Genomic DNA, 13,575 nt, shown 5'->3' with positions numbered 1-13,575 from the left:
GGAGGGTGCCGGTAGGTCGAACGCGACCAGGGCTGGAGCGGGCCTTGCGTCGCGGGGTACGGGTCCCGGTCGGATCAGCAGTGCGTACACGTCGGTTTCCATGTTCCTGCTGTGGAAGCGATCCACTTGAGGATGGCTGGCGAGTGCCGGGTCGTCCGGTCGACGATCGCGCCGCAGTTCTGCATGCTGCCTGTGGCATCAGGGTGGGCCGAAGGTCGCCGTGCCGGCCCTGAGTGGGGGCGATCTTGCCGGCGGCGGATCTCGCGTCGCGCTCGGTGCGCTTAGAGGAGCTAACACAATGCCTGGACGCGCCAGCAGGTGATCACGCAGCAGACGAGCTTCAGGAACGCCTCGTGGATGTAGTCGTGGATGTCCCAGCGGATATGTGGCGGGCGGAAGTCGTGGATCCAGGCATTCGTGCGCTCGACGACTCGGCGGACGGTCCCCGGTCCGGAGCCGTGGGGTACGCCCCGGCGGGCGATCACCGGCTTGATGCCGCGTTTCCGCAGCAGACGGCGGTACTTGTCGTCGTCGTAGCCCCGGTCGGCCAACAACTGCCGGGGCGATGGCGTGGGCGGCCCCTGGTGCCTCGGATGCGTGGGATCGCGTCCGGCAGGGGCAGGAGTTGGGTGACGTCGTGCCGGTTGCCGCCGGTCAGGGTGATGGCGAGCGGGGCGCCGTGCGCGTCGGTGATGACGTGGTGCTTGGAGCCCGGCCGGGCGCGGTCGATCGGGCTCGGGCCCGTTTTGGGCCGCCCCGGCGGGCCTGGTGGTGCGAGCCGTCGATCACCGCCCGGGACCAGTCCGGTTTCCTGGCGCGGTGCAACTCGGTCAGCAGCACTTGGTGCAGCCGGTCCCGGACGCCGGCCTCGTGCCAGTCCCGAATCCGTCGCCAGCAGGTCATCCCGGATCCGAATCCCAGCTCCTGCGGCAGCCTCTCCCACTGGGTACCGGTGTGCAGCACGAACAGGATGCCCTGCAGACACCCGCGGTCGTCCAGCGGCAGCCGACCGGCATTGCGAGACCGGCGCTGCCTGACCGGCAACAGCGGTTCGATCCGCCCCCACAGGTCATCCGACGCCACCCGCGGAGGACCGTTCCCCTTACCCATGCCCGTTCAACGAGCCGCCAGAGCAGGGGACATGCCCTCCCAGAGTTCTCTGTCAGCTCCTCAGTTTGTTCTTTAACCTCTCCGGTCTTGGTGTTCGGCCATCGTGAGGTCGCTCTTGACTGTTTTGCCCACGTCGTAGCGTGTGGCGGGTCGACGGTTCTTCGAACCGGGCGGTCTGCCGGGGCCGGCTTTCCCCGGTTTCGGCGCGCTGGCGGGGAGAGAGGTCGCCGGGCGGATGTTTCGGAAGTCGCGCCGGACCCTTGCCGGTGTGAGCCGGCCAGGTGTCGCGGGTTTCTCTCGGGGCGGCGGAGATCCTCGGCGAGCCGACGGGCGAGGCGAAGTTGGGTGTGGGCGGCGATGACGATCCAGGTCCAGCGGTCGGCAGCGTCGGGCGTGCGGATCTTGGGCCGGGTCCAGCCGAGGGTCTGCTTGAACAGCCGGAAGGTGTGTTCGAGATCGAATCTGCGGAGGTAGGAGCGCCACCAGCGGTCGATGTCGGCAGCGGTGGTGCCGGTGGCCGAGGACCACAGCCACACCGGGTCGGGTGCGCGGTCGCCGGGCAGGTGGTCGACCTTCAGGCGGACCAACGTGACCTCTACAACGGGTAGTTCACCGTCGTGGTCGAGCCAGCAGGTGCGGTGGGTGAGCCGAGGATGAAGCCGATCCCAACTCTGGGCGGTGGCTGTGCCGTATCGGGCGGTCTCGGTCGTGGTGGTGTGTGCTGGTTCGGGCCAGGTGGCGGGCTTGGCAAGCGCGAACTCGGGTCCGTGCTTGGGCGGGCGGCCGTTGGTGCCCGGCGCCCGGGGCGGCTTCGGCAGTCGCAGCACCCGGTCCGAGCGGATCCGGCCGAGTACTTCGACGGGCAGGTCCGCCAGCACGTAGGCGAGCCGGGTCACGTCGTATCCGGCGTACATGACGATCAGAATGTCCGGCTCGTCCTCGGCCCAGTGCCCAGCCGTGATCAGGCGCTCGACCACTGCCCGCAGTTGATCGGCCGTTACTGCGGTGGCGTCGTCCGCAGGACCGAGCCGGACCGCGTCCAGCACCCCGGTCCAGGACGTGCGGCCGGACTCCAGCGCGACCACGAAGGAGTAGGGCCAGCCCGGGATGAACTGCGAAACGCTCTTCGCCCGCCCGTAGACGTGGCAGTAGAGACGCTCCGCACTGGTCGGCGCGTCGGAACGCAGCCACGGGCTGACGTCCACCGCCAGCACGATCCGCCCGTCATCCGTCCGGGGGACCGGCAGACCGGCCAGCTCGGCACGCAGTCGGTCGGCCTCGATCCGGCCGCAGTTCAGCCCATCGTAGAGAGCGCCATGACCGCGCCGGTGCTCGGCGGTCAGCGTCAGGTCGACCAGGGGTTTCACCGGGCCGTCAGCGCACAGCAGGGCGTCGGCGAGTTCGAACAGCGAGTCCGCCCGGGCGGTCGGGCAGTCGCAGAAGTCGGCCCTGAACCCGGACAACACGGCCAGGGACTCAACCCGCGAATCATCGTCCAGCAGACTCACCTTCACGGCCTCGCGGTTGATCAATGGCGCCTCGACAGCGCACATGATCACCCCGAGGCCGCTCCGGCGTCGTATGAATCCCTAAGCCATGAGCCGGCATGCCACCCTGATGCGGCCCAAGGACTGGCCACTGGACCATCGCAGGAGTGAGCAATGAAGTATGTCGATCTCGATGCCCGAGTCGGCGAACTGACCGGAGTCCTCAACCCTGGCCCCTACCTTGAGCTTCTGCCTGCGCTGAGCACCAGCCTGCCCCCGGGCGCCAAGGCATTCGCCACCGACCCGGGCCACTACGACTTCACCGGACGGCGCTGCGTGAAGGACCTGACGCTCCACCAGGCCACCTTCTTCCACGGCGGTAAAACCCTCGACCTCCGCCTCCGTCACAACTGTTGGAAGCACGACGAGGACCTGGTCGTCCGCTATTCGGGAGTGGCGGCCGTCCAGATCAAGACTCCGAACGAGCCCTCGACCTGGGACGACCTCGGTACGCTGATCCTGGACGAGATCCTTCCGCACGACCAAGGCTGCACTCACGAGATGGCCTTCCGGCCCGGGTCGGTCATCGTTACGTGCAACGACATCACCGCTACCTGGGTCGTAGCGGACTGCTCTGAAGCCCACTGAGGTTAAAGAACAAGCTCAGAGGGTGGTTCGTGAGTTGGTGTCCGGTTCGGGGTGAGGTTGGAGCGGGACGCCGGTGGCGGGCGTGCGGGTGGCTACTGCTCCGTGGTGAAGGTGCCGGTGTCGATCTCGGTGAGGATGTCGAGCTTGGGGAGGCGTTTCAGTTTGGCTCGGGTGCCTTCGATGTTCTTCGGCGGGGGTTCGTGGTCGAGGGCTTCGCGGACGTCGCGGGCCCGGAGGGGGTTGGTGGCGTCGTTGAGAACGGCGGGGATGCCCGGGTGGTCCGGGTGGTTCGGCAGGTTGGGCGGGGAGGGGTGGGTCGGGAGGCGGTCGGCGAGAGCGATGACGGTCTTGCGGGTGATCGCAAGGTGTTCGAGCAGAGTCTGCGTCTCCCGGAGTCGGCCGTGCAGTTCCTCGATCTGCACGCGGAGGTCGTCGGCCACGTAGTGGGCGGCGTTCTCCTGGAGGTCGAGTGTGTCGAGCAGGGGTTGGATGTTCACGCCGTCACCGCTTTCGGGTCGCGCCGGGCGGATGTGTTCGCGCCGGTGAGGCGGCGGCCATGACCTGGGCCAAGACAATGACGGCGATGGACAGGCCGAGGACGTCCACGGCCAGGGCCCGCTTGCGGCCCGGCACTTGTTTCGCCGGGTCCCGGCCGGTCGTGGAGGCGGGGACCCCGGCGGCCGCGTGGACACTCTGCGTGTCCAGCACCACCAGCGCCGGGTCCTCTGACCGGCGGGCCCGCTCACGGACCTGGCAGCGCAGGAGTTCATGGACGACCCGGTCGCTCCCGTCGTCCCGCCGCACTGCGAACCAGTAGTACGTCGCACTCCTCGGCGGCAGGTCGTGCGGGAGGCAGGCCCACCGGCAGCCGGTCCGGCCCCGGTGGAGGATCGCGTTCACGATCTCCCGCATCGAATAGACGCCCTGATGGCCGCTCACCGACCGGCGCCGGCCCGTCCACGCAGTCAGCAGCGGCTCGACAAACGACCACTGCACGTCCGTCAAGTCGCTCGGGCAGGGCTTGGATTCACTCACGCCACCACCCCGACAGGGCACCGCCCCCGGACGGGCGGACTCCGCTCCTCCCCACACCATCAGGTGACAGTAGAAGCGGTCAAACAATCACGAACCGCCCTGTTGGAGCAGTAGCAAGCGCAATCGGCGATGTTGTTGACGCCTATGTCCCTGACGCTGAGGGTCCGTAGAGGCTCAGCCGCATCTCGCGTGCGATGTCCGTGGGCGGCCTGATGGCCGGCACCTTGCGTGTGATGGGCGGCCGGCCGCTCGATGCCCTCACGTGTCGTGAGGCGGGGAGCGCGGGGATGTCTTGGCATGTGCGGAATCGGCGCATGGGTACAGTGCCGCTGTGCGGCGAACCGCCGGTGCCGGGTGGCTACTCGTCCCACGTGGTCGGACATCGTCAAAAGTGGTGGGAAAGAAAAGGTTTTGACGAGGTATTCAGTTCCGATACGATCACTCGCGTTCGTCGCCGCGTGAGTCCGCCGTGGTGACTGTCTGTGCGTGAATGTCCTTTTTCTGGGGGAGTCTTGAGTATCCGTCGTTCGATCGCTGCTGCCGTTTTCGTGGCGGCCGTCTCCGCGCCCACCGCCTTCGGCGCCGCGCAGGCGATCGCCGCCGAGCCCCTCCCGGCCGGCCAGTCCCAGCCGGACGCCCCGGCCATCGAGACCCCGGCCACGGACGCCCCGGCCGCGGACGCTCCGGCTGTGGAGACCCCGGCTGCGGAGGCCCCGGCGACGGACCCGGGGGCCGGTGCGCCTGCGACGGGTGGCTCAGAGCCGGCCGGGACGACGCCTGCGGAGCCGGCCCCGGCGGAGCCCGCTCCCGTGCCCGGCGGCTCGCAGGAGTGGGACGACCTGCGGGTACGGGTGCTGCGACTGATGGCGGAGCCGGGCCACAGCCAGTACTTCTACGAGCACGCCAGCAAGGCGCTGGACGGCACGGTCGAGGACCTCCGGCACTTCCTGGACGTCGAGATGGCGCAGATCATTCGGGACGACAAGCGTGTCGAGGTCTCGCGCATCCTCAGCGCAGCGGGGCAGGACACGCTGCTCGGGAAGGCCGCGCTGAAGGCGCTGGAGGGCGGGGACGCGGCGATCGACCAGTTCCTGGAGGTCGAGTGGCCGGAGTTGGTCAACAGCGAGCGCTGGCTCAAGGTGCTTCGCACGCTGGAGCGGCCGGGCAGCTCGCTGAGCCTCACCGAGGCTGCTGCCCAGGCCCTGGACGCGGACGACCTCAAGGCGTTCCTGGCCGGCCTGGACGCCTTCGGCGAGACCGAGGCGCGTCTTCGGATCACCCAGGCCATGGCGCTCGGCGGGTCCGAAGTCCGCAAGGCCGCGAACGTGGCCCTGGACTCGTCCGACCTCGGCTACATGCGCACCTTCCTGCTCACCGGCCTGGCCGAGGCCCAGGCCCGGGACACCGCCAACGCCCACCCGTCGGAGGGTGGAGAGGCGGGGACCGAGACCCCCGCCGAGGGCGGCGGGCAGGCCGGCACCACCGTCACCCAGGCCTCCGACACGACCACCATCACGACGACCACCCAGGCCGGCACCGGCACGACCGGCACCGGCACCACCGCGACGGGCGTCCTCGCTTTCACCGGTGTCGACGCCCCGCTGGGCACCCTCGCCGCCTCCGGTGCCGCCGCGGTCGCCCTCGGCGCTGCCACCGTGCTGGTCGCCCGCCGGCGGCAGCAGCAGTCCTGACGCTCCGCCAACCTGCGTGCGGTGGCCGCTTCCTGCGGCGGCCACCGCACGGCTTCCACACCCCGACACTCCGACCGGCCGCGATTTCGCGGCAGTCTCCGTTCTGCACCCAGAGGGATTCTTGAGCCTCCGTCGTTCGATCGCCGCTGCCGTGTTCGTCGCCGCCGTCTCCGCCCCGGCCGTCCTCGGCGCCACGCCGGCCCTGGCCGACACCGCGCCCACGCCCACCCCCACCGGCCAGTCCCAGCCGGACGCGCCGGTGACCGACGTCCCGGCGGCCGAGACCCCGGCGGCCGAGACCCCGGCCACGGACGCCCCGGTGACCGAGACCCCCGCGACCGAGGCCCCCGCCACGGACGCGGACGCGGGCACCGGTTCGGCGCAGGAGGAGGCCGAGCTGCGGGCGCGGCTGGCCCGGGTGATCGCGGAGCCGGGGCACAACCCGTACTTCTACGAGCACGCCAATGCGGCGCTGAGCGGCACCGTCGAGGACGTCCGGCACTTTCTGGACGTCGAGATGGCGAGGATCGTCCAGGACGAGAAGCGGCTCTTCGCCTCCCGGATCATGAGCATGACCGACCGCCGCGGCCAGCTGTGGCAGACCCTCCAGAACGTCTTCGACGGCACGGACGCGGACCTCGACCACTTCCTCGACGTCACCTGGCCCGCCGTCAAGGCGCAGTACACCCAGGAAGCCACCCGGATCGCGAACAGCCCGGCCTCCGGCCCGGCGCTGGCGGCGCGGGCCCAGCAGGTGCTGGCGGCCGGCGATCGCGGGCAGGCTCTCGTGGGGTTCATCGAGGTCGAGGTGCCGGAATTCAACAACGCCAACTGGAAGAAGGTGCTCGGCGCGCTGATCCGGCCGGGCGGCAGCGGCACGCTCGACGAGGTGGCCGAGCAGGTGCTCGGGGCGGACGGCGCGAAGGCGTTCCTGGACGCCCTGGACGGCATCAGCGACGACGAGGCCCGGCTGCGGATCTCGCAGGCGATGTCGGTGGGCGGTCCCGAGGTCTGCAAGGCGGCCGGCGCGGTGATGGACTCGTACACCTCCGAGTCGCTGCGCGCGTTCCTGCGCACCGGCCTGGCCGAGGCCCAGGCCCGGGACACCGCCAACGCCCAGCAGCCGCAGGGCGGCAACGGCGGCAGCACCGGCAACGGCACTGGCGGCGGCACGGGCACTGACGGCGGCGGCGCGGGCGCCACCGTCACCCCGGCCTCGAACACGACCGGCACCACCACCACGACGACGACCGCCGCCCAGACCGGCGGCACCACCTCGGGCACCCTCGCCTTCACCGGCGCGGACGCCCCGCTCGGCGCGATCACCGCAGTCGGCGCCTCCGCCGTGGCCCTCGGCACCGCCCTGGTCGCCGCGCGCCGCCGGCGGCAGCAGCAGTCCTGACCACTCGTCAGCATCCGTGCCCGGCCCGCGCGTCGCGAACGTGCGGGCCGGTCGCCGTCGCGGTGACCGGCAGCGCAGGCCGGGTCGGTGGTGATGGTGCCCGACCCGGCTGTCCGACCCGGCTGTCCGACCCGGCTGTCCGGGCCGGCCGTCGCCGTTCCCGAACCCGGTCTCCGTGCTGCCGCGGGCGGTCCCGGAACGCCGACTGCCGCGGTGCTACAGCCAGCCCGCGCGTTTGAACAGGCGGTAGAGGACGGCGCAGGCGCCGCCCATCAGGGACAGGGCCGCCGGGTAGCCCCAGACCTGGCTGAGTTCCGGCATGTGTTCGAAGTTCATGCCGTAGATGCCGGCGATCATGGTGGGGACGGCGGCCAGGGCGGCCCAGGCGGAGATCTTCCGCATGTCGTCGTTCTGCTGGACGCTGACCTGGGCGAGGTTGGCGGAGAGGATGTCGGTGAGCAGGCGGTCCAGGCTCTCCACCGCTTCGTTGACCTTGGCCAGGTGGTCGGCGACGTCCCGGAAGTAGGGACGCAGTTCGGCGGCCACGAAGGGCACCTTGACCTCGGTGGAGCCCGGACCGGCGCCGGTCCGGGAGAGGCGGAGGGCGGGCTCCATCAGCGGGAAGGCGGCCTTGCGGAAGTTCACCACCTGCCGCTTGAAGCCGTAGATGCGTTCGGCGGCGCCGCGGACCCGGCCGGGGGAGAAGATCTCGGCCTCCAGCTCGTCCAGGTCGGTCTGGAGCTCGGTGGCCACGTCGAGGTACTGGTCGACCACCATGTCGAAGATCGCGTAGAGCACCGCGGCGGGGCCGTGCGCGAGCAGTTCGGGCTGCTTCTCCAGGCGGGACCGCAGGTCCTTGAGCGGGCTCTCCGGTCCGTGCCGGACCGTCATCACGTACGAGTCGCCCAGGAAGATCATCAGCTCGCCTATCGAGACCGACTCGTCCTGCGGGTGGTACCCGGCGGTCTTCAGGACGGTGAACACCGAGTCCTGGTAGATGTCCAGCTTCGGGCGCTGATGCGCCGTCACCGCATCCTCCACCGCCAGCGGGTGCAGGCCGAACTCGTCGGCGGCGTGGTCGAATTCGGCCGTCGTCGGGTCCGCCAGGCCGATCCACACGAAGCCGTCGCCCGCTGCCCGGACCGCGTCCAGGGCGTCCGAGAAATCCTCGGGGCCCTCGGTGCGCTGCCCGGCCCGATAAGTGCCGCAATCCACGATCATGCCCGCCATTGTGACCCGAACCCCCGGCCCATCGGGAGGGGATCACCCCGTAGGCTTGCGGTATGCCCACCCTGCTGCTCGTGCGCCACGGCCGCTCCACCGCCAACTCGGCCGGAATCCTGGCCGGCTGGACCCCCGGCGTCGACCTGGACGACACCGGTCGCGCCCAGGCCGCCGCCCTGCCGGAGCGGTTGGCCGGACTGCCGATCGTCCGGCTGGTCAGCAGCCCGCTGGAGCGCTGCCTCCAGACCCTCGAACCGCTGGTCGCCGCCCGCCCCGAACTCGGCCCGCCCGACCAGGACGAGCGGCTCGGCGAGTGCCACTACGGCGACTGGACCGGCCGCCCGCTGTCCGAGCTCGCCGACGAGCCGCTGTGGCGCACCGTCCAGGACCACGCCTCCGCCGCCGCCTTCCCCGGCGGTGAGTCGCTGCGCACGCTCAGCCACCGCACCGTCGACGCCGTCCGCGAGTGGAACGAGAAGATCGCCGTCGAGCACGGCCCGGACGCGCTCTGGGCGGTCGCCAGCCACGGCGACGTGATCAAGGCGATCGTCGCGGACGCGCTCGGCCTGCACCTGGACCACTTCCAGCGGATCTCGGTCGAACCGTGCTCGGTGACGGCGATCCGCTACACCCCGAACCGCCCGTACGTGCTGCGCCTCGGCGACACCGGCAGCCTGTCCTCGCTCGCCCCGCGCCCGCACGGCCACTCGGCCGGCGACGACGCGGTGGTCGGCGGCGAGACGGGCAGCACCGCCTGAGACCCGAAGTTCACAGCCCCGCAGTTCGTAGCGCCGTAGTTCGTAGCACCGCAGTTCAAAGCACCACCGCCTGAGCCCCGCCGCCGGGGCATCCAGCCGGGCGCCACCGCGCGGGCATCGCCGCCCGGGCACCACCGCCCGGGCATCACCGCCCGAGCGGGCCCGCCCGCGCAGCGCCAACTCCCGCCCGCCCAGGGCCCGGAGGCGCGACACAGGCACGTCCGGGCCGGTCGGCGGCCCGATCCCGACCCGTCCGTGGTCGACCCGTACTCGCGCTCCGGTCGGAAACCGGGCCATCCGTATCCCACGGCAGGCCCGTTTGGCCGTAGGGTGAGATCGAGAAGACCGCACACCCCCGTACCGGAGCGAGCAGCGTGTCCCGTCAGGTCCACTTCTACGACCAGCCCGAGCGGTTCGTGGCCGGCACCGTCGGCCAGCCCGGCGCCCGGGCGTTCTACCTGCAGGCCTCCTCGCGTGGCCGGATCACCAGCGTGCTGGTGGAGAAGGCGCAGGTCGCCGCCCTTGCCGAGCGCATCGAGGAAGTCCTCGACGAGGCGCTGCGGCGCAGCGGCGGCGAGGCCCCGATCCCGGCCGCCGCGCCCGTCGAACTGCTCGACGCGGCCCCGCTCGACCTGCCGTTGGAGCAGGAGTTCCGGGTCGGCACCATGGCGCTCGCCTGGGACGCCCGCGAGGAGTGCCTGGTGGTCGAGGCGCAGGCGTTCGTCGAGGAGCCCGAGGACGAGAACGAGATCGAGGTCTTCGACGACGAGAACGGGCCCGACCTGCTGCGGGTGCGGCTCAGCGGCGCGATGGCCCGGGTGTTCGCCAAGCGCGCCCTCGACCTGGTCGCGGCCGGCCGCAAGCCCTGCCCGTTCTGCAACCTGCCGCTGGACCCCGAGGGCCACCTGTGCCCCCGCGCGAACGGTTACCGGCGCTGAGCGAGCAGCCGGCCGTGGAAGCCCCCGGCACCGACCCCGTCACCAGCGCCGCGCTGGCCGCCGACACCCCCGCCGCCCTCGCCCTGCTGCGCGAGGGCACGCTGGCCGTCCACGGCCGGGTCACCGACGCCTCCAACGCCGTCCTGTACTGCACGGCCACGCTGGACGGCGTCACCGCCCCGTGCGTGTACAAGCCCGTCGCCGGTGAACGCCCGCTGTGGGACTTCCCCGACGGCACCCTGGCCGGCCGGGAGACCGCCGCGCACGAGCTCGCCGCCGCCACCGGCTGGCAGTTGATCCCGCCGACCGTGCTCCGCGAGGGCCCGGCCGGGCCCGGCATGGTCCAGCTGTGGATCGAACCCGACCCGGACGCCCCCGAACTCCTCGACCTCCAGCCGCTGGACGGGCCCGCCGACGGCTGGCTGCCGATCGTCCGCGCCGAACTCGACGCCGGACGCCAGGCCTGGCTGGTGCACCGCGACGACGAGCGGCTGCGCCGGCTCGCCGTGCTGGACGCCGTCCTCAACAACGCCGACCGCAAGGGCGGCCACTGGCTGCCCGCCGCCGACGGCCGGATCTACGGCATCGACCACGGCGTCACCTTCCACACCGAGCCCAAACTCCGCACCCTGCTGTGGGGATGGGCCGACCGGCCGCTCACCGCCGAGGCCCTCGACGTCCTCGGCAGGCTCGCCACCGACCTCGACGGCGCCCTCGGGGCCCGGCTGCGCCCGCACCTGACCCCCGTCGAACTCGACGCGCTGAGGGCCCGGACCCGCGCGCTGCTGGCCTCCGGACGGCATCCGCTGCCGTCGGCTGACTGGCCGTCTATTCCCTGGCCGCCGGTCTGATACCGATCCGAAACAGAGAATGATCGGAATCAAGCCGATCATGCCGACAGGTTGGTCTTTCAAATCAGTGCACGGTTAGAGTCGGTGCCATGCATGCCTGGCCCACCTCCGAGGTTCCCGCCCTGCCCGGTCAGGGGCTTCCCCTGCGCATTTACGACACCGCCACGAGCAGTGTCCGAGAGGTCGTCCCCACCGGCTCGACCGCCCGGCTCTACGTCTGCGGCATCACTCCCTACGACGCGACCCACCTGGGCCACGCAGCCACCTACAACACCTTCGACCTGGTCCAGCGGGTCTGGAAGGACGCCGGCCACGACGTCCTGTACGTCCAGAACGTCACCGACGTCGACGACCCGCTCCTGGAGCGCGCCGTCGCCACCGGCGAGGACTGGACCGAGCTCGCCGCCCGCGAGACCGCGCTGTTCCGCGAGGACATGACCGCGCTGCGGATGCTCCCGCCCGCGCACTACATCGGTGCCGTCGAATCCATCCCGTGGATCGTCCCGCTGGTGCAGCAGCTGCTCGCCTCCGGCGCCGCGTACGAGGTCGACGGCGACATCTACTTCTCCGTCGAGTCCGACCCGCACTTCGGCGAGGTCTCCGGTCTCACCCGCGAGCAGATGCTGCCGATCTTCGCCGAACGCGGCGGAGACCCCGAGCGCCCCGGCAAGAAGAACCCGCTGGACGCGCTGCTCTGGCTCGCCGCCCGGCCCGGCGAACCCGCCTGGGACACCGAGCTCGGCCACGGCCGGCCCGGCTGGCACATCGAGTGCGTCGCCATCGCGCTCAAGTTCCTCGGCATGGAGTTCGACCTCCAGGGCGGCGGCAGCGACCTGTCCTTCCCGCACCACGAGATGGGCGCCTCGCACGCCCAGGTCGCCCTCGGCGCCCACCCCTACGCCCGTGCCTACGTGCACGCCGGGATGGTCGGCCTCGACGGCCACAAGATGTCCAAGTCGCGCGGCAACCTGGTGTTCGTCTCGGCCCTGCGCCGCGACGGCGTCGACCCCGCCGCGATCAGGCTCGCGCTGCTCGCCCACCACTACCGCAGCGACTGGGAGTGGACGGCCGACGACCTCGACACCGCCCTCACCCGCCTCGCGACGTGGCGCGCCGCGGTCTCCCGCCCGGACGGCCCCTCGGCGAGTGCGCTGCTCGCGGAGATCCGGGAGGCCCTCGCCAACGACCTCGACGCCCCGGCGGCGCTCGCGGCGGTGGACCGCTGGGCCGCGACCGCTCACGCGGAGGGCGGCGAGGACATCTCGGCCCCCGGGCTGGTCTCGCGGGCGGTGGACGCGCTCCTGGGCGTCGCCCTTTAACTGCGCGACAAGCGCATGTCACGTCCGCAAGGTCGCGATCACGTGCAGGTCACTGCCCTGCGAAGCGATCTTGCGGACGTGCTGCGTTCCCCTGCGCGCAGTCCCCCCGCGTCCCTGGGCCTCGTCGGGGACTACTCGTCGTCCTCGTCCTTGGGGCGCTCCGTCGCGTGCCCCGTGATGGGCTTCTCGCCCTTCGGGCCCTGGTTCTCGCGGCGTCGCAGGTAGCGCTCGAATTCGCGGGCGATCGCGTCCCCGGAGGCCTCCGGCAGCTCCGCGGTGTCCTGGGCCTCTTCCAACTGCTGGACGTATTCGGCGACTTCGGTGTCCTCTGCGGCGAGCTGGTCGACGCCGAGCTGCCAGGCGCGGGCGTCGTCGGCGAGTTCGCCCGGGGGGATGCGCAGGTCGAGGAGGTCTTCCAGCTTGTTGATCAGGGCCAGGGTGGCCTTGGGGTTGGGCGGCTGGGAGACGTAGTGCGGGACGGCGGCCCAGAAGGTGACGGCGGGGACGCCGGCGTGGGCGCAGGCCTCCTGGAGGACGCCGACGATGCCGGTGGGGCCCTCGTAGCGGCTCTCCTCCAGGTCGAGGCTGCGGGCCACCGTGGAGTCCGAGGTGACGCCGGAGACCGGGACCGGCCGGGTGTGCGGGGTGTCGCCCAGCAGGGCGCCCAGCACGACGACCAGTTCGACGCCCAACTCGTGGGCGAAGCCGAGCAGTTCGTTGCAGTAGGAGCGCCAGCGCATGCTGGGCTCGATGCCGCGCACCAGCACCAGGTCGCGCGGCTTGGGTTCGGTGATCCGGACCACCGAGAGGCGGGTGGTGGGCCAGGTGATCCGGCGGACGCCGCCGTCGAGCCAGATGGTGGGCCGGTTGACCTGGAAGTCGTAGTAGTCCTCGGCGTCGAGTGCGGCGAACACCTTGCCGCCCCAGGTCTCGTCGAGGTGTCCGAGCGCGGCGGAGGCCGCGTCGCCCGCGTCGTTCCAGCCCTCGAAGGCGCAGATCATCACCGGGTCGATCAACTCGGGCAGGTCTTCCAGCTCGATCACCCGGCATCTCCCTCCGTCCGTGGCGGGGGCACTGCCGCCCCCAGGTCCCTACCTGCCCAGCCTACGGGC

10 protein-coding genes and 3 pseudogenes are annotated in these 13,575 nt (G+C 71.4%); 7 read left to right on the top strand and 6 right to left on the bottom strand.

From position 1 onward, the window contains the following. Nucleotides 1–290: 290 nt before the first annotated feature. Together ACIQF6_RS26645 and ACIQF6_RS26640 are read right to left on the bottom strand one after the other, a co-directional pair. Nucleotides 291–1,110, bottom strand: a pseudogene (locus tag ACIQF6_RS26645) (IS5 family transposase). 72 nt (nt 1,111–1,182) lie between these two features. Continuing rightward, nucleotides 1,183–2,618, bottom strand: a pseudogene (locus tag ACIQF6_RS26640) (NF041680 family putative transposase). Nucleotides 2,619–2,771: 153 nt separating this feature from the next. Here ACIQF6_RS26640 and ACIQF6_RS26635 point away from each other — a divergent pair. Next, complete coding sequence (locus ACIQF6_RS26635) at nt 2,772–3,245, top strand: hypothetical protein (protein ID WP_400899288.1); 474 nt, start codon at nt 2,772–2,774, stop codon at nt 3,243–3,245. Nucleotides 3,246–3,337: 92 nt separating this feature from the next. Here ACIQF6_RS26635 and ACIQF6_RS26630 read toward each other — a convergent pair whose 3' ends face one another. After that, nucleotides 3,338–3,742, bottom strand: a complete 405-nt coding sequence (locus tag ACIQF6_RS26630) for a hypothetical protein (protein ID WP_400899286.1) — start codon at nt 3,740–3,742, stop codon at nt 3,338–3,340. Nucleotides 3,743–3,809: 67 nt separating this feature from the next. After that, nucleotides 3,810–4,280: pseudogene (locus ACIQF6_RS26625) on the bottom strand (transposase); the annotation flags it as partial. Nucleotides 4,281–4,792: 512 nt separating this feature from the next. Between ACIQF6_RS26625 and ACIQF6_RS26620 the strand changes: the two are divergent. Continuing rightward, nucleotides 4,793–5,971, top strand: a complete 1,179-nt coding sequence (locus ACIQF6_RS26620; protein WP_400899284.1) for an ALF repeat-containing protein — start codon at nt 4,793–4,795, stop codon at nt 5,969–5,971. Nucleotides 5,972–6,092: 121 nt separating this feature from the next. Next, complete coding sequence (locus ACIQF6_RS26615) at nt 6,093–7,373, top strand: hypothetical protein (protein ID WP_400899282.1); 1,281 nt, start codon at nt 6,093–6,095, stop codon at nt 7,371–7,373. A gap of 216 nt (nt 7,374–7,589) precedes the next feature. Here ACIQF6_RS26615 and ACIQF6_RS26610 read toward each other — a convergent pair whose 3' ends face one another. Then, the gene (locus ACIQF6_RS26610) at nt 7,590–8,594 is read right to left on the bottom strand and encodes a magnesium and cobalt transport protein CorA (protein WP_400899280.1); all 1,005 of its coding nucleotides are present in this window, start codon (nt 8,592–8,594) and stop codon (nt 7,590–7,592) included. 62 nt (nt 8,595–8,656) lie between these two features. Here ACIQF6_RS26610 and ACIQF6_RS26605 point away from each other — a divergent pair, with 62 nt between their 5' ends. The 4 genes from ACIQF6_RS26605 to mshC all read left to right on the top strand — a co-directional run bounded on the left by ACIQF6_RS26605 (nt 8,657) and on the right by mshC (nt 12,463). After that, nucleotides 8,657–9,355, top strand: a complete 699-nt coding sequence (locus tag ACIQF6_RS26605; protein WP_400899278.1) for a histidine phosphatase family protein — start codon at nt 8,657–8,659, stop codon at nt 9,353–9,355. Nucleotides 9,356–9,729: 374 nt separating this feature from the next. Then, nucleotides 9,730–10,293, top strand: coding sequence for a DUF3090 domain-containing protein (locus tag ACIQF6_RS26600; protein ID WP_400899276.1), 564 nt, complete (start codon nt 9,730–9,732; stop codon nt 10,291–10,293). Between the two features lie 14 nt (nt 10,294–10,307). Further along, nucleotides 10,308–11,144, top strand: a complete 837-nt coding sequence (locus ACIQF6_RS26595; protein ID WP_400899274.1) for an SCO1664 family protein — start codon at nt 10,308–10,310, stop codon at nt 11,142–11,144. A gap of 89 nt (nt 11,145–11,233) precedes the next feature. After that, nucleotides 11,234–12,463 (top strand): cysteine--1-D-myo-inosityl 2-amino-2-deoxy-alpha-D-glucopyranoside ligase, encoded by a 1,230-nt coding sequence (gene mshC, locus ACIQF6_RS26590; RefSeq protein ID WP_400899272.1) that lies wholly within the window; start codon nt 11,234–11,236, stop codon nt 12,461–12,463. Nucleotides 12,464–12,594: 131 nt separating this feature from the next. On the opposite strand, the gene ACIQF6_RS26585 is transcribed toward mshC, so the two are convergent. After that, nucleotides 12,595–13,506, bottom strand: a complete 912-nt coding sequence (locus ACIQF6_RS26585; protein WP_400899270.1) for a PAC2 family protein — start codon at nt 13,504–13,506, stop codon at nt 12,595–12,597. Between the last annotated feature and the right edge of the window lie 69 nt (nt 13,507–13,575).

The sequence above is a fragment of the Kitasatospora sp. NPDC092948 genome, from assembly GCF_044754805.1.
Taxonomy (GTDB): domain Bacteria; phylum Actinomycetota; class Actinomycetes; order Streptomycetales; family Streptomycetaceae; genus Kitasatospora.
This window is presented reverse-complemented; position numbering and strand designations above follow the sequence as displayed.